The organism is Colwellia sp. SU-HH01217 (genome assembly GCF_057543495.1).
This window is the reverse complement of sequence record NZ_BAAJLX010000001.1, coordinates 677,189-694,114: the sequence shown is the minus strand read 5'-3', so window position 1 is coordinate 694,114 and position 16,926 is coordinate 677,189. Positions and strand designations below refer to the sequence as shown.

The window sequence follows — 16,926 nt, the reverse complement described above, 5'->3', positions numbered from 1 at the left end:
GTATTAACACAAAGAAATTAGTTTTAAGTCTAGCAGGTTTTTTAGCATAGCTTGCAGATATTTATCTAAGACTATTTTTTCATCTGCTTGACAATCTTGTAAAAAAAACTGTGTGAGTTGTGTATCAGGGAGTGGTGTGTCGCAATCTAATTGAGCAAAAATCTCATTAGTGTTCGCGTCAAGACAATGTGTTTGACCTGTTGCTGGGTCAAACACTATTATCTGATCATCAAATGTTTTTATCCGTAAATCAGCGGTTTTTTTCAGTTGCATTTAGCTTCCTGTTAAATGGCTGTCATTTGCTATTTAGCTTATCAACTAACTTTGGTGAATACCTTCAAGCATAATTGCTACATCACTAGCATTGGCTTTGCCTGAATAGGCTGCATCATATATTTCATTAACTTCTGTGACTGTATATGGGTAAAAACCAGGCGTTGCCGCATTCATAGAAGCATTAATAAAAGCTGTCACGATTTCTCGTTCAAATTGGTCACCATTTTCCAACAAAGATTGAAAACTAGCACCATTTAATTTTGAGTTTCTTTCATAAGTTGAAAAACTATAGTTTCGGCCATTTTTTACATAATAATGGTTTAAACAACCGCTAAATTTATTTCGTAAAGGCTTACTACGGTTATTACCTCTAAAGTGCTGTTTCTTTTTACCAACCCAGTGGTTTTTCCAGTGCCCGTGGCTTAACCCACCCGATAATTCACAAGCTTGATGTTGATGGTTAGATAAGTTTCCTGACATCATACCTGACATACAAGCAGCGCCCCACGCAGGCTTGGTTGATGTAGCAATGACAATTGGAGCGCCAATCGTTGCTTTTTTGAGAAAATTTCGTCTGGTATTTGTGGTAATAGCTGAGTTATTACCTTCTTCCTTTGAGGTATTATCGTTATCCAACATGTTTCAATCCTTCCAGCAATTAGTGACTGTCAACTTACTTTACATACAGTCTAAAAAATATCATTATTCAAACAGTAAGCAGTTTTTATGCCTATTCTAATATTGTTAATGTAAACAAAGTATTACCTGTTTGCTAATTTATTATGTTTGTTAATGTGTAAATTAACTCTACAGCGTACAATGAATATGTTTTACATTAAAATTGTTAAATGCAAGTATATCCATGTCATGACTAACTGGCTATTTTTTAATAATAATTAAGATAATAAATACAAATAATAGGGGATACAAATGGAGTGGGTTGGAATTTCTGGTTACATACTATCAGCTTTTTCGTATTGCATTTTTATTTTACTGTTGATTGCTGCTCGTAATAATACCTTGTCAGGTCGGTTAGTGTTATTGACCAGTGTTATTATTTTTAGCTCGTCTGTTGTTAGTGCAATTCAAATAGATAAGGGTCTTTCCTTGCAGTTAGTGCTCGGTTTAGAAACGATAAAGTTGGCAGTTTGGTCTTTATTAATTTTATCAACACAAAGTAATTTACAAAAACTATCTCAATTGCTCAGTCATCAAAAAACTCGACAATACCTTATTTTGTGGGGAAGTGTTTCTGCAAGCCTTTGGTTAGTCTCATATTACGGGCAGGGGGGCGCAAAATATTTATTCTTACTGTTTTTAGCTTTAAATTTAGCCACTCTAGTACTTCTCGAACAACTCTATCGAAATGCCGATGCAAAAGCTAAATGGGCAATATGGCCATTGGTTATTGGTATTGGTACTACGGCGGTATTTGATTTTATTATTTTTGCCCAAGCTTCTATGGTGAATCAACTCGACTTTAGTTATTGGTATGCGAGGGGGTTTATTGGCGTGTTGGCAATGCCATTTATTTTAATCAGTACGAGAAGAATTAAAAATTGGTCAGTAAATGTATTTATCTCCCGTGAAGTGGTGTTTTATAGTTCACTATTAATGATTTCAGGTGGTTATTTATTAGTATTGGCATTAGCAGGATATGTCATTAATTATTTTGGTGGCGAGTGGGGGCAAATTGTTAGCATCGCCTTTTTAATTTTAGGCGGGACCGTGTTAACTGCTTTATTAATAACCGAAAAATTAAGAAAAGAAGTTAAAGTTTTTATCACTAAACATTTCTTTGCCAATAAATATGATTACCGTGTGGAATGGTTAAAATCTATAGAGCAGTTAGAAAGTAGCAGTAGTGATTATTATAAAACGGCGGTTGATATTATTGCATCCTCTTTGAATGTCACTAAAAGTGCGCTAGTTAAAAAGGAACCATCGGGTGCATTTAGTTGTGTGTATAGTCAAGGTATGAAACTTGATAAAATACATTTAAATAAATTACTCCTTGCTGATGAATTTTGTCAAGAAAATCGCTGGATTATCGATATACGAGAATACGAGAGTATTGAAAATAGTTATCCTAGTTTGACCTTAGATATCTCCTATTGTCGTGAAGTAAATATCGATGTTTTAGTGCCTGTTTTTAGTGATAAAAATTTATATGGCTTCTTTTTACTTGCTCTACCAACAACTGGCAACGTATTGAATTGGGAAGACCGAGATTTACTGTTTGCACTATCAAAGCAACTTGGCAATTATTTGTCATTAAATGAAGCGAATGCTCAACTGGCTGAATCCAAGCAATTTGATGCATTTAATCGCATGTCGGCTTTCTTAGTACATGACTTAAAAAATATTCAAGCGCAGCTCACGTTAATTAATAGCAATGCCAAACGACATCGCAATAACCCTGATTTTATTGATGATGTTTTTGATACTATAGACTCAGCTACGACTCGATTAGAAAAAGTTTTATCTCAATTACGAAATAAGCAAGTGGTTGAAGCCGTTAAGAAACAAACTAATATTAAACCGTTAATCGAACAGGTTGTTGCACAAAGAAATGTAAATTTACCAAAAGTTACCGCGATAATCGAAGATGATATTTCTTTATCTATCGAAGAAGAGACTCTGGTATCTGTTTTAAATCATTTGGTACAAAATGCGCAAGAGGCCACCAAAAACGAAGGTTGGGTTAAGGTTAAAGCATCATTGCTCGACAATGCTTTGCACCTCGCGGTCCTAGACAATGGTAGCGGTATGAGTGAGGAATTTATTCAGAATCGATTATTTAAACCCTTTGATACGACTAAAGGTAATGCAGGTATGGGGATTGGTGTTTATGAAGCCAAACAATTTGTCGAAAGTTTAGGGGGCAGCTTGCAGGTCACCAGCTTTGAAAACGAAGGCAGTATTTTTCAGCTTGTTATACCCTTAACTTAGATTTTTAGGGTATGATTTGATCAACGAAAAATAATTTTCAATTATTTCAAAATTAAGGATTTAAACGTTAAATGGAAAAGTTACTCATAGTTGATGACGATCTTGGCATTCAGAAGCAACTTAAATGGAGCTTAGCTGATTATGAAGTGATTTTGGTTGACTCTCGAGAGAGTGCAATCGCTGCTGTTCGCAGGCATGAGCCTAAAGTAGTTACCTTAGATTTAGGTTTGCCTCCCGATGAAGCCAATGCTACTGAAGGGCTTGCCGCTTTAAAAGAAATTCTCGAAATTTCTCCTCATACTAAGGTTATTGTTATTACCGGTAATGATGATCGTACTAATGCCTTAACAGCCATTGAAATGGGCGCTTATGATTTTTATCAAAAGCCCGTCGACTCAGATGTTATTAATGTTATCGTATCACGAGCATTTAGCCTTGCTAACATAGAGCTGGATAACCGAAATATGAAATCGGTTGCTGGATCTGATACTGGCATTATCGGTAACAGTGGTAGTATTGAGCGAATGAAAATGATGCTTCAACGTATCGCGCCTACTGACATTACTGCGTTATTATTAGGCGAAAGTGGTACAGGTAAAGAAGTTACCGCTAAGGCTATTCACAAGGTCAGTAATCGTAAAGAAAGCCCTTTTATTGCCATCAATTGTGCATCTATTCCTGAAACGCTGTTAGAAAGTGAATTATTCGGTTTTGAAAAAGGTGCCTTCACCGGAGCCCATAAAACAACTATGGGTAAAATTGAGTGTGCGCAAGGGGGAACTTTATTCCTTGATGAAATTGGTGATATGCCATTTAATTTACAGGCAAAGTTATTACGTTTTTTACAAGAGAAGGTTATCGAACGACTCGGCGGTAGACAAGATATTCCTGTCGACGTGAGAGTAGTGTGCGCGACTAATCAAAACCTCGAAGAAATGGTTGCTAACAAAGAGTTTCGAGAAGATTTATTTTACCGAATTAGTGAAATCACGTTAAATATTCCACCATTGAGAGAGCGAGAAGAAGATGTATTAATCCTCGGACAATTTTTTCTTCAGCAATATGCTTCTGAATATAAAAGAAATGTTAAATCCTTTTCTGAAGATGGGTTACATGCGCTGAAAACACATAATTGGCCGGGTAATATTCGTGAACTTCAAAATAAAGTAAAATCGGCTGTGATCATGAGTATGACAATGCAAGTCACTGCTTTTGATTTAGGTTTTTTTGATTTAGAAAATTCGGAATTTCAATTATCTTTAAACCTGCGCACTGTTAGAGAGCAAGCAGAAACTGTGGCTATTCAAAAGGCCTATGCATTAACCGAAGGGAATATGTCAAAAACGTCTGAACTCTTAGGCATAACTCGCCCAACGCTTTATAGTTTGATTGAAAAATACGGTATTAATATTAATACCTAAAAAGTAGTAACCATGTAGGATAGAAATTATTCTACATGGTTCATTTCTAGGCTTAGCCCTTGATTTGAGATTGTGCAAATTTACGGTTTTTTTGTCTTAACAGTTTATCGACATATTTAGCCATTTTAATTTTTTGCTTAATAGAGGTTTCTAAAATATCTTCTACTTCGCGTAACACATCCTTAATATTTTCAACATTTTCCGTTGAATTAACGACCTGCTGAGTATTTTCGGTATTCGCTAAATGCTGCTTATGTAAAGAGCCTGTAAGCTCAACCTCCATTTCTTGGGCAACTTCTGAAATTGCCTCGAGGGTAATTTCTGTTAGCTCTTCTAAAAAGCCAAATAGCAGAATACGATCGACAAAAATATTAATCTTTCTGGGCACGCCTAGGGTTTTTTGATGAATTAAGTCAAAAGCCCCTTCAACAAATAAGTGTTCTTGCTGACAACCTGCTTGTTGCAAACGGTGAAGGATATAATGTTCTACTTCATCTACACAAAGAGGTTTAAGGTGGGCAGAAGCGATAATTCGCTGTCTAAATTGTTCCATATTGGGCGCTTGAATTATGTCTTTTAATTCTTCCTGCCCTAATAAAAAACTTTGAATTAATGGTTTGTTATCAAGTTGAAAATTTGACAACATCCTTAACTCTTCTACCGTTTCAATGGGTAAGTTTTGAGCTTCATCAACCAATAAAAGCGCACGTTTACCTTGCTGGTTAAGTCCAATTAAAAAGCTTTCAATACCTTGTAATAATTCAGCCTTGCTATTACCGGTAACGGTTATTTTAAATTCAGAGGCGACAAGCTCTAATAGCTCTTGAGGAGACAACTTGGTTGTTACAAGCTGTGCGGCAACTATATTATTATCGGCAAGGCTATTAAGTAAGTTGCGCGCAATTGTTGTTTTACCTGTTCCTATTGGACCCGTTATTACGATAAAACCTTCACCTTGGTCTAGGCCATATTGTAGGTAAGATAAAGCACGCTGGTGATGTTTAGTTGCGAAGAAAAATCGTGGATCAGGGCTTAATTGAAAGGGTCTTTCAGTAAAGCCGTAGTAACTTTCATACATATTAAAATTCTTTGGTTATATTTAAGGCTGCTCTTACTTCATCGTAAGTGTAACGGGCAACTGTTGAAGAGCGGTTAATATACCTAAGGGTAAAATTAGATAGCAACGAAGAAGCTAAACTAATTGAGTAAGTGCTCGATACAGTACGGTAATAATCTTCTTGTCGACTGCCACTAGGGTTGTTTTTATCAAAAATTGTATGACGAAAAGAGCCTGATAAAGCTAGATTACTTCGTGAACTCATCTTTCTTTCTATTGTCAAACTAGCATCGTAATAGTCATCAAGTATGCTTGTCTCTAAACTTTCTCTATTATTCGTGGCAATATTTAACGAAAAAGATGTTCTTGAGAGCTGTAAAATTGAACTCCAAGAAAGGCGTTTATTTAGCGTAAATTCATTATTTTCAACTAAAATTAGCCCTGAAACGGGAATGAGTTGATAATCGTCTTGGTTATTTGGAGGTTGATTGACAGGAAAGCAATCAGCGGCATTCCCATTAAAACCGCTATTAGGACACCAAAATTCACTTGACACTTCTTGGTAATTACTTCGATCAAATACCTCGAGTGATTCTTGATAGGTAATTTTATTGGTAAGGCGCTTGGTTCTGTGAGAAAAGTTTAAATTATAAGAGTTACCAAAAAAACGTTTATTATACCCTGCCTCCAATGAGGTACGCGCAGAAGGTTCCCAATTTATAGTAGCTGCAACATAATCATCACTTACCGTTTCATCGGCGACAAAATTATAAGAAAGATCGATAATAACATGGGGTGTGGCTAACCATCTTACACCAGGTCCCCATGATGATGTGGTCGTTAAGCTATTTCCTGCAGCAGTACCTGAAACATCCTCGTCATAAAAGCGCACAAACGGGTTAAATGCAAAAGAGGTGATGGCACCTACTTTTGCATCAACGATATAATGCTCGCCGTCATTATTTGTTGATGTAAAGAAAGTGTTCTGTTCTCGTTTACTATAACTACTGTTTAACTGCCAAAAAGCATTGCGAGCGGCATTACCGTTCTCGCCACCAAGTTGAAACGCATAACCGCTACTTTCACCTATATGATCTTCAGTGTTCACTTGGTTGTACATTAAAGAGCTTTGTAATGCATAAAGCGTATTGCCGATGCTATATTGTAAACCTACACCAAAGTTTTCTGATTCAACTGTATCACCTGAAATAATATCACTGTAACTATTGTCGGCATCACTTCTGCTTACGTTGGCAATACTTGCATTAGCAACGAGTACAGGCCCTTCCGACCAAAGTGAAAGGGAACCATTAGCATTTAATGTGCGGTAGTTATCATTTAGTTCGCTGTCATGGCTGTAATTTAGAAAACTCTTCGTTCCTGAAAGTGTACCATTAGCATGTTTAGACTTAAAATTAGCGTTAAGGCCTGCAATGATTTGGCTAACAAAACTGCTTTTTAGATTATTAGGATTAAGCTCCACGTTATCACTATAAGTTTCAGTGACCCCTAAATTAGGTTTAAATTCCCACTCACCGGCTTGAAGGTAAGTCGATAATAGTAACGGTAATAACAGGTACTTTTTATTAATTTTGTTTGCCATATCCATAGCCATAATAGCCATAGCCATCCCTTTTAGTATTTATGGTTTTATTCATAACAAAACCAATTGCCATATCTTCATTTAGCTGATTAGTTGCTCTTTTTACGTCGTCTAGTTTTGTTTTTGACTCTTCTACAACAATAATTGCTTGGCCGACTAAATTCGATAAAACGGGTGTTTCAGTAACACCTAAAATGGGCGGACAATCAAAGATAACAATACGATCAGGATAGCGTTCAGCGAGCTCTTTCGCTAATTTTTCCATTCTATTACTGGCAAGTAACTCGTTTGTTAAGTGATGCGGCTTCCCTGCAGGGATAATTTTTAAGTTATCTAGATTGGTGCTATAGATAATATCTGATAAATCGTCGACTTCTGATAATAAAAACTCTAAAAGACCTTCTGAACTCTCAAACTCTAACTCTCGGTGTAAACTAGGTCTTAATACATCGGAGTCAATCAGTAATACCGTTTTATCCTGCTCTAACGCAATGCTTAATGCCAAGTTTATCGACACGTATGTCTTACCTTCATTAGGGTTAGTACTGCTGACCATAATCAAGTTACTGTGATTTAAGGTTTTTGATGCTGCGCCAAAAGCATTATTTAGTAGCTTACGTTTAATATGGCGAAATTCTTCCTGGATATGGTGCGTACTGTTAACACCATAAATAAAGCCACGCTCAGTAAGTCGTTCGCCGTTTAGGGTGATTTTCTTATCTGAGGGTAAAGTGCGGGCGTCATTTTTAACAACATTTTCTGTTGACTTGGGTGTAGTCTGCTTTACTTGAGCTGATTCAAGTTCGGGCGCCCCAGAAATCGCAGATAAGTTGCTTGAATCAACATGATTGAGTTCATTTTGTTTTTTAAGTTTAGCTTCTTTTTGTTTGGCTAATGCTTTTTCAATAGTGCTCACGGTTTAGAAAATCCTTTTAAGTGGTGCTTGGATGGCATCAGGGAATAAGAAGTAGCTAATAAACATCATTAGTACGCATAATAAGAGTAAATTAGATAACATAAAAATAAGCGTTTTCTTTCTGTGCCAGCGCTGAAGCCCTAAGTTCTTATTTGCTGAAACCACACCAAAAATTGGGATTCCGGTAGCTCTTGATAATTGATTTGTGGAAGTCACAATAGGATTTACTTGGCTCATTAGTAATGAAAGACCTAAACCTACACCAATACCAACGACGGTAACCATACCAAAGAATACAAACCTAGCTGGTCCAGAAGGTTTAGTTGCTGCTCTCGGAGGGTCAATGACTTTAAACTGTATTCTATCTGTTGTCTCGTCAGCTTGTTGGGCTAACATTGCAGTCTCTTTGCGACCTAAAAGGTCTTCGTATTTACTCTTTGTTATCATATAACCACGATTCAAAGCGACAAGCTCAGCTTCTACTTCAGGCAAAGTATGTACTTTGTTTTCCAAATCGCTGACACGTTGTTGGTAGTTGTTAACTCGAACTTTTAGAGAGGCTGCTTCATTTTCAAGACTATTAACTTGAATTTTCATTTCTTGATAGACAGGGTTTTTATCAATTGATGATATTCCAGACTGAGCATTTGAGCCAGAGGCTTTCATTGATTCATAATATTGCTCAATTTCAGAAGTTCTTTGATCATTTAACTCTTCTAAACGTCTTGCTAAAGCTATTACATCTGGATGTTTATCGGTATATCGTAATTCAAGTGCATCGAGTTGTTCTTCTAGTTGAATAATTCGAGAGTCGTACGAGGTGGTTACCGAATTATTGCTTTGCACCTTATTTGAGAACAAACCAAAAACAGGTTCTTCACCAAGTAGTTGAGCTTGAGCGGATGCTAAACGAGTTTCCACTTCCTTTAATTGTAATTGCGCTTGCTCTAATTGACTTTTTTCTGACTTTAACGCGCTATAAAAGCCTCCAGATTCATTTAATAAAACATCACCATACTTTTGTTTGAAATTAGTTAAGCGGGTTTCATCTGCAGTTAATCTGCTTTCATACTCTTTTATTTGTGCATTTAAAAATTTTTGTGCATTGTCAGAGTCACTACGACTTTCACCTAAGGTATTCTCAGTAAATACTGTTAATGTTGCTTGGACAATATTCTTTGCCAATTCAGGATCTTTATCCTCAATTGATAAGGTGAATATATTCTCTCTACCGGCACTGATTATTTTAATTTTATCTTTAAGATTTTGAATAATAGCTTCGTATTCTTTGCTATTACTAGCTTGTACGTCTAAATCTGTCATGCGAGAAATACGTTCAAGATTGTCACGACCCAATAAAGTTCTTACCATTAAACGGATTTGTGTGTTCGGATTAGTTTCAACTATGGCTCCTCTTAATAGAGGACGTAAAAGCGATTGAGTATCTACGAATACTCGAGCTTCTGATTCATAAACATCTGGCATAGTTGACACCATGTACCAACCGATGGGGCAAATTAACCAAGTAGCGATAATTATATATCGTCGTTTTATCCAAATCCCCTTTAGATAACCGATTATTTCTTGAAGTACGTCTTGCATTCCTAGCCTCTAATTCAGCTTGTTTCTGTTCAATTAATTGTCAAAATAGAGTGAAGCAATATATCAATTGCTTCTGCCTTTTTTGATATTTGTTACATTTTCCGTTTAATTATTAGTTGTTTTTAGAACCAAGCTTCAGGAATAATAATTATGTCACCAGGTAACATATCAACATTAGCTCCAATGTTTCCTTCTTTTAATAATTCATCAATTTCTATGGTGTATTGTTTTTGTATGCCGTTTTCAATTCTAACCAACACAGCATCGTTGCCATCGGCGAACTCAGTTAAACCACCTACTTGAATCATTACGTCTAATAGTGTCATGTGTTGTGTGTAGCTAATAGCTTGTGGAGAAGCAGCTTCACCAATGACTCTTATTTGCTCGCTAAATGGACCGATAAACGAATTCACCGTTACAGTAACAACAGGATCCCGTAAATAAGTAGAAAGAATTTCTTCAACTGATCGAGCGAGTTCTGTAGGTGTTTTCCCTGAAACTGCAATATCTTCAACGAGCGATGTGGTAATCATACCATCAGGGCGAACAATAAATGTGCCTGACACTTCAGGGTTTCGCCAAACAAAGATATTTAAAACATCACCAGGGCCGATCAAATATTTATATGAATTTATATCTGCGGTATTTGAAGGATGAATAGTGGCTGTAGCTAAAGGAGGAACCGAGCTACAAGCAGAAAAAAAGTGAAGTAATACCAGCGTAGCTACTACTTTGAAAGAGTGTGTTAAACGATTTTCCATGGTGAGTACCTTTATATTAACTTTAGCATCTCGCTAAACTTTCATTTTAAAATTTTTTATAATAATTATTGTATTGTATTTTATCTAATGATGCCAATAATTAACGACTGTAAAATTTAGGTTAAATTAATGTTTATAAAACACAATGAAAATGAGGGTAAGTCTAATGTTCCTCTTTACTTTAGCCAGATTTTCTATTCTAATAGTTACGAATTTATAATGATAAATAACTAATTTAAGGAAGATGGGAATTCATGTCTAGCCCAAAGTTTCAAGATTTATCTGCGGGAAGTAAATCCTTGGTTATTGTTGAATTTATTATATTTTCAAGTGCCTTACTTTTAGCAATTAGCGCTAATAATTACCTTTATTTTGTACCAATGCCCGAGATTAAAAGTAACATTTTAGTTATTTTTATTTTAGTTTTTTCGGTGGTAGTTCAACTCTCCTCTTTGTCATTGGGTCTTTACAATTCCAAACTACGTGAGAGTTTTCGCGGTATTATTCGTCGATTATTGTTATCGATTACCATTGGGTTTTTTATAGTTTCTCTAGTGAACTCTTTATATAGTGAACAACCATTGCCCCTTGAAGTTCTTGTTGTTTCATCTGTTTTTAGTTTTACTTTCGCTGGTATCTTTCGCTATTTTACTTTTCAAATAGATTTTTTTGGCTTTAATAAAAGAAAAATATTGGTACTTGGTGCAGGAGCGAGAGCCTCAGTTATTGAACAACGAATGCGACGTGACGTTGATCGTCAAAATTTTTATGTTGATGGTTTTGTTGTTATGGCTGGGGATGCTGAACAAGGAATTATTAATGAAAACCGAATTTCTTTAAACTCATCATTAGTCAGTTATGCAATCGAGCACAAAATTGATGAAATTGTTGTCGCTAATGATGAAAGACGTAAGCATTTACCTGTAGATGAACTGTTTGCTTGTAAAATTCGCGGTATTGAAATCACCGAAATTTTAGATTTTGTTGAAAGAGAAACGGGTCAAATTGCTGTCGATTTAATTTATCCAAGCTGGGTCATTTACTCGAATGGCTTTGCCTCAGCGAATTATTTAAGAAACACACTCGATTGGCTGTTTAATGCAGCATTAACGTTGGTTTTATTTATATTAACTTGGCCGGTCATGCTCATAACCGCAATTTTGATTAAGCTTGATGAAGGTTTTAAGGCTCCTGTATTTTATAGTCAAGAGCGTGTTGGCTTAGATGGAGAACCATTTAAAATTCTTAAATTTCGTAGTATGCGTTTAGATGCTGAAAAAAATGGCGCACAAATGGCGAGTGAAAATGATGACCGCATTACTAAAATTGGTAATATATTACGTAAATATAGAATTGATGAACTGCCGCAAATGTACAATGTTATAAAAGGTGAGATGGGTTTTGTTGGCCCTAGACCTGAGCGGCCAGAGTTTGTACAGCAGTTAATTAAAACTATCCCTTATTTTAATGAGCGACATAATGTTAAACCGGGTTTAACAGGTTGGGCACAATTAAAGTACCCTTATGGTGCGACACAAACTGACTCCCTTGAAAAGCTTAAGTACGACTTGTATTACATTAAGCACAGAAGTTTTTTACTTGATCTACTTATTCTTATTAGAACAGTCGAAGTTGTACTGTTTGGTAAAGGCCGTTAATGAATAATCTTACTACTATTACAAATGTTATGACGGTGGATGTTGAAGATTACTTTCACGTCTCGGCATTTGAAAATGCGATTTCTCCTAAAGATTGGGATACATTATCGCTACGTGTTGAAGAAAACACATACCGTTTATTAGCCTTGTTTGCTAAGCACCAAGTAAAAAGTACATTTTTTACTTTGGGCTGGGTTGCACAGCGCTGTCCTGAGCTAATTAAAGCCATTGTTGAACAAGGACATGAATTAGCAAGTCATGGCTATTCCCATCAACGCGCAACGGGAATGACCATTGACGAATTTCGTGAGGATGTAGCAAAAAGTAAGCAAATTCTTGAAGACATATCAGGTCAAAAAATTAAAGGCTATCGAGCTCCAAGTTTTTCAATTAACGAGGGCAACACCTGGGTTTATCAAGTGTTAGTGGAATTAGGGTTTGAATATAGCTCAAGTACTTATCCTATTGAGCATGATTTGTACGGCGTACCATCATGGCCACGTTTTATGTATGAGCGTCCAGAAGGTATTATTGAAATTCCAGTACCAACAATTAGAAAAGATAATGTAAATACCGGGATTGGCGGCGGAGGTTACTTTCGTTTATATCCTTACTGGTTATCCAAAAAGCGCATCGATAATTACTTACAAACCGAACAAAAACCTTATAGCTTTTATTTTCATCCTTGGGAGATTGATCCTAAACAACCTAAGGTTGCTGGCGCATCGTTTAAATCAAAACTACGCCATTATTTAAATTTGTCTCGTATGGAAGGTAAGGTTGTCCGTTTATTAGAAGATTATCAATGGGACACCATGGAAAACGTATACTTAAAATCGCCAATGTAGTATCGCAGGCAACTTTAGGTTAACTCTCGTACCAATAACTTATATAGCAATAATAGAGAACGGACACTTGAATAATAATTGTTTAATAAAATCACTTCAAAAAGCTGACTTTAACCTTTGGGACGACTATGTAAAATCTCATGAGCAAGGCAGCTTCTTTCATTTAAGTGGCTGGCAAACGGTGATTAAAAATAGCTTTAATCATGCCTGTTATTATTTACTTGCAGAGCTAAACGGTAAAATTTGTGGTGTACTACCACTGGTTGAAGTTAAAAGCACATTATTTGGTCACGCATTAATTTCTACTCCTTTTTGTGTATACGGCGGCGCGATATCAGACTCAGAAGCGATAACTCGCCAATTAGAACAGCATGCTTGTCAATTAGCAGAGCAACTGAATGTTGATTATCTTGAACTACGTTATAAAACCCAACAAAACTCTTCTTTACTTTTAAAACAAGCAAGTAGCACTTTTGGTTGTGAACTCGGTGACGATGCAGAGAAAATTTTAGCCAATGTTAAGAAAAAGCAGCGTGCTGTTATTCGCCATTCGTTAAAGAATGAATTGTCTTACACTTCAACAGAACAAAATAACGATCGCACGTTTGAACAGTTTTACCAGTTGCTATCGACCAGTTATCGAAATTTAGGTACCCCAATATTTAGTAAAAAATATTTTCAACAGTTAGTCGAAGTCTTTGGCGGTAATATTGATATAGCTGTTATTGCAGATAACGCAGAGCAGCCTTCTAATGCGGTAATGAACTTTTATTTTAATGAACAAGTACTGCCTTATTATGGTGGTGGTAACAGTGGAGCAAGGTATTTAAAAAGCGCCGACTTTATGTATTATCAAGTGATGTGTTTAGCCAAAGAGAAAGGTTATTCATGGTTTGATTTTGGTCGTAGTAAAAATGATGGCGGCCCTTATAAATATAAGAAAAATTGGGGAATGGAGCCACAGCCACTTTATTATTATTATCATTTAGTTAAAGCTGAAAGTTTACCTAATTTAAGTCCAAACAACCCTAAGTACAAACTCTTTATTGGCTTATGGCAAAAACTGCCATTGAAAGTTAGCCAATGGTTGGGTCCATTTTTATCTAAGTATTTAGGGTAAATGACATGACTACCCGTAAAGAGCCATTATTATATCTTTGTCATCGTATTCCTTTTCCGCCAAATAAAGGTGATAAAATACGCTCCTTTAATATTTTAAAAAAACTTAGTGAGCGTTACGATATTCATCTTGGTTGCTTTATTGACGATCCGTTTGATAAACAATATGTTGATGGACTCAGTAAGTATTGCCGTTCAGTTTTTCATCTCGATCAAAATAAAACCCTTGCTAAAATAAAAGGTCTTAAAGCGTTTATTACTAATAAGCCTATTACCTTGCCTTACTATTTTGATAAGCGCATGCAACAATGGGTTAATCGCACTGTTGTTGAACATAGCATTGAGAAAATCTTTGTTTATTCCTCGTCAATGGCGCAATACTGTCAAAATGAATATAACAATTCGATAGATTTTTCCCTATTACAACGAGTGATTGATTTTGTTGATGTAGACTCTGATAAGTGGCGTCAATATGCCGATAAGAAAACAGGATTAGCCAAATGGATTTTTAATCGTGAATATCGTTTACTGGCGAGTATAGAAGATAATATCTGTCAGCAATTTACCCACAGTTTATTTGTATCTCCCGATGAAGCGCAGTTATTTCGACAGCGTCAAGCCAAAGAGCAACAGGAAAAAGTTCATGGCGTGCTCAATGGTGTCGATATTAAATTTTTTGATCCTAAGGCAACATTTTCAACGGAACCACTTGTACCTAATACTCCTTATCTTTGTTTTACTGGAGCGATGGATTATTGGGCGAATATAGATTCTGTCGTTTGGTTTGTTGAACAAGTGTGGCCTAAAGTGCTGAAAGCACAGCCAGAGGCAAAATTTGTCATCGTCGGTGGCAATCCTTCCGTTGAAGTTAAAGCGTTAGCTAAACAAACTGGCATTATTGTGACCGGTAGAGTGCATGATGTAAGGCCTTTTATTGCTAACGCTCAGTGTGTGGTGGCGCCATTAAGAATTGCTCGCGGCATTCAAAATAAAGTGCTTGAGGCGATGTCTTTAGATAAATCAGTTGTTGTCACGAGTATGGCAATGGAAGGAATTAATGCGCCAACATCAGCCAATGTACATATTATTGATGAGCCAAGTCTGTTTGCACAATGTTGTATTGATTATTTAGCTGAGCATAGCAAAGAAGAAAAAAATAATAGAGAATGGATTCTAACGCAATTTACTTGGCAACAAACTTTAGCGCCATTGACTCAGTATTTTAATTAAAAATAAGCTGCTTACAGGGATATTATGAAAATCACAAATAACCGTTTTATCGCATTGTTTGCCTTATTAGTTACTGGTTGGGTACTTGTTTATCAACAAGCGCTTTTAGGCATGGAAGATATTTGGAGTCGTTCAGATACCTTCGCCCATGGTTATTTTATTTTACCGATTAGCCTCTGGTTAATTTGGCGTGATAAAGCTCATTTACTTGCAAGCACTACCCAAACTACTTGGCTGCCATTACCGATACTATTGGGCTCGTTATTCGTTTGGTTATTTGCTTTCGCTGCTGATATTAATGTTTTAGGGCAGCTATCTGCAGTTGTTTCGTTAATTTCAATTATTTGGATGTTAATTGGCAATCAATTGGCTTGGCGATATAAATTCCCCCTTGTTTATCTATTGTTTGCTGTGCCCATGGGGGAAAACCTAATCCCGATGTTACAAGACATCACTGCTTGGTTTACCGTTAATTTGCTCAAGCTCAATGGTATTCCCGTGTTTATTGATGGCTTATATATTCAAACCCCGACAGGGTTATTTGAAGTTGCGGTAGCTTGTTCTGGCATTCGTTATTTAATTGCTTCTGTTGCGGTAGGCACTTTGTATGCTTACCTCACTTACACCAGCACAAAAAAACAGCTCATTTTTATTTTAATTTCGATTTTAATGCCCATAGTTGCAAACGGTGTAAGAGCTTATGGAATTGTTGCCATTGCCCATTATTCTGATATGAAATACGCAACAGGTGCTGATCACCTTGTTTATGGTTGGTTGTTTTTTGGCGTTGTGATTATGTTGATGTTTTGGGTGGGTGGCTTCTTTGCTGATGATATGAAATCAGTGATAGATAAAGATAAAGCGCGACAACAGGAACAAGCTCTAAATTATAAAATGGCTGTACCGATATCAGTGCTTTTAATGTTGAGTTTAACCGCTTATATTTATAGTAATGTTAATAGTATTAATGCGCCAGAGATACCTGAATCCGCATTACAATTGAGTGATAACTTACGAGAGACAAAAACTTCCAATTGGGGCATTTTTTATGAAGATTCATTACAAAGTTCACATTTGATTGATGCTAAAAATATTGAAATTTTTAGAGCGGTTTACGCAAATAGACAAAATAAAGGTGAATTAATTAGTTGGAAAAATAGAGCTTATAACACTAAGAAATGGACACTTATCAACGAGTCAATTGTTGAGTTGGGTGATGTAACTGCCAAATTGTTATTAGTGCGTAGTATAACTGGTAAAGAGCGTAGCATCATTTATTGGTATAAGATTGCAGGTACTTATTTTATTCATCCAACGAAAGCTAAATTGCAACAAGCGATTGAAGTTTATCTAACACCAAATTCAGAAAGTGAAATAATGGCCTTTTCAATAGAGAGTAGTGACCAATCGTTGTTCATTAATAACGTTAAAAAGTACTTGTCTAGCTTAAGTGAAATTAGACTCAAGAATTCAATAAATTAGC

Annotated in this window: 14 protein-coding genes; 7 read left to right on the top strand and 7 right to left on the bottom strand. The window is 36.1% G+C overall.

The window, feature by feature from the left end; translation table 11 throughout:
- Positions 1 to 3: 3 nt before the first annotated feature.
- Together AC27G3_RS02945 and AC27G3_RS02940 are read right to left on the bottom strand one after the other, a co-directional pair.
- Positions 4 to 273: an HPr-rel-A system PqqD family peptide chaperone gene (locus AC27G3_RS02945; protein ID WP_487118618.1), complete on the bottom strand. Its 270-nt coding sequence runs from the start codon at positions 271 to 273 to the stop codon at positions 4 to 6.
- Positions 274 to 318: 45 nt separating this feature from the next.
- The gene (locus AC27G3_RS02940; protein WP_487118616.1) at positions 319 to 915 is read right to left on the bottom strand and encodes a hypothetical protein; all 597 of its coding nucleotides are present in this window, start codon (positions 913 to 915) and stop codon (positions 319 to 321) included.
- Positions 916 to 1,206: 291 nt separating this feature from the next.
- Between AC27G3_RS02940 and prsK the strand changes: the two genes are divergently transcribed.
- Both prsK and prsR read left to right on the top strand, forming a co-directional pair.
- Positions 1,207 to 3,228: an XrtA/PEP-CTERM system histidine kinase PrsK gene (prsK, locus tag AC27G3_RS02935; protein WP_487118614.1), complete on the top strand. Its 2,022-nt coding sequence runs from the start codon at positions 1,207 to 1,209 to the stop codon at positions 3,226 to 3,228.
- 71 nt (positions 3,229 to 3,299) lie between these two features.
- Complete coding sequence (gene prsR, locus AC27G3_RS02930; protein ID WP_487118612.1) at positions 3,300 to 4,649, top strand: PEP-CTERM-box response regulator transcription factor; 1,350 nt, start codon at positions 3,300 to 3,302, stop codon at positions 4,647 to 4,649.
- Positions 4,650 to 4,701: 52 nt separating this feature from the next.
- Here prsR and AC27G3_RS02925 read toward each other — a convergent pair whose 3' ends face one another.
- The 5 genes from AC27G3_RS02925 to AC27G3_RS02905 form a co-directional block, all read right to left on the bottom strand.
- Positions 4,702 to 5,727, bottom strand: coding sequence for an XrtA/PEP-CTERM system-associated ATPase (locus AC27G3_RS02925; protein WP_487118610.1), 1,026 nt, complete (start codon positions 5,725 to 5,727; stop codon positions 4,702 to 4,704).
- Between the two features lies 1 nt (position 5,728).
- Positions 5,729 to 7,330, bottom strand: coding sequence for a TIGR03016 family PEP-CTERM system-associated outer membrane protein (locus tag AC27G3_RS02920; RefSeq protein ID WP_487118608.1), 1,602 nt, complete (start codon positions 7,328 to 7,330; stop codon positions 5,729 to 5,731).
- Positions 7,293 to 8,225 (bottom strand): XrtA-associated tyrosine autokinase, encoded by a 933-nt coding sequence (locus AC27G3_RS02915; RefSeq protein ID WP_487118606.1) that lies wholly within the window; start codon positions 8,223 to 8,225, stop codon positions 7,293 to 7,295. Before AC27G3_RS02915 ends, AC27G3_RS02920 begins: the two co-directional genes overlap by 38 nt.
- Before the next feature lie 3 nt (positions 8,226 to 8,228).
- Positions 8,229 to 9,827: an XrtA system polysaccharide chain length determinant gene (locus tag AC27G3_RS02910; protein ID WP_487118604.1), complete on the bottom strand. Its 1,599-nt coding sequence runs from the start codon at positions 9,825 to 9,827 to the stop codon at positions 8,229 to 8,231.
- Positions 9,828 to 9,949: 122 nt separating this feature from the next.
- Positions 9,950 to 10,588 (bottom strand): XrtA/PEP-CTERM system exopolysaccharide export protein, encoded by a 639-nt coding sequence (locus tag AC27G3_RS02905; RefSeq protein ID WP_487118602.1) that lies wholly within the window; start codon positions 10,586 to 10,588, stop codon positions 9,950 to 9,952.
- Positions 10,589 to 10,842: 254 nt separating this feature from the next.
- Here AC27G3_RS02905 and AC27G3_RS02900 point away from each other — a divergent pair, with 254 nt between their 5' ends.
- From AC27G3_RS02900 to xrtA, 5 genes are all read left to right on the top strand, one after another.
- Positions 10,843 to 12,246, top strand: coding sequence for a TIGR03013 family XrtA/PEP-CTERM system glycosyltransferase (locus AC27G3_RS02900; RefSeq protein WP_487118601.1), 1,404 nt, complete (start codon positions 10,843 to 10,845; stop codon positions 12,244 to 12,246).
- On the top strand, positions 12,246 to 13,094 hold the full coding sequence (locus AC27G3_RS02895) for an XrtA system polysaccharide deacetylase (RefSeq protein WP_487118599.1): 849 nt from the start codon (positions 12,246 to 12,248) through the stop codon (positions 13,092 to 13,094). The genes AC27G3_RS02900 and AC27G3_RS02895 overlap by 1 nt, the downstream gene beginning before the upstream one ends.
- A gap of 67 nt (positions 13,095 to 13,161) precedes the next feature.
- The gene (locus AC27G3_RS02890; RefSeq protein ID WP_487118597.1) at positions 13,162 to 14,214 is read left to right on the top strand and encodes a FemAB family XrtA/PEP-CTERM system-associated protein; all 1,053 of its coding nucleotides are present in this window, start codon (positions 13,162 to 13,164) and stop codon (positions 14,212 to 14,214) included.
- Positions 14,215 to 14,219: 5 nt separating this feature from the next.
- Complete coding sequence (locus AC27G3_RS02885; RefSeq protein ID WP_487118596.1) at positions 14,220 to 15,443, top strand: TIGR03087 family PEP-CTERM/XrtA system glycosyltransferase; 1,224 nt, start codon at positions 14,220 to 14,222, stop codon at positions 15,441 to 15,443.
- 24 nt (positions 15,444 to 15,467) lie between these two features.
- Positions 15,468 to 16,925: an exosortase A gene (gene xrtA, locus AC27G3_RS02880; protein ID WP_487118594.1), complete on the top strand. Its 1,458-nt coding sequence runs from the start codon at positions 15,468 to 15,470 to the stop codon at positions 16,923 to 16,925.
- The last annotated feature ends 1 nt before the right edge of the window (position 16,926 follow it).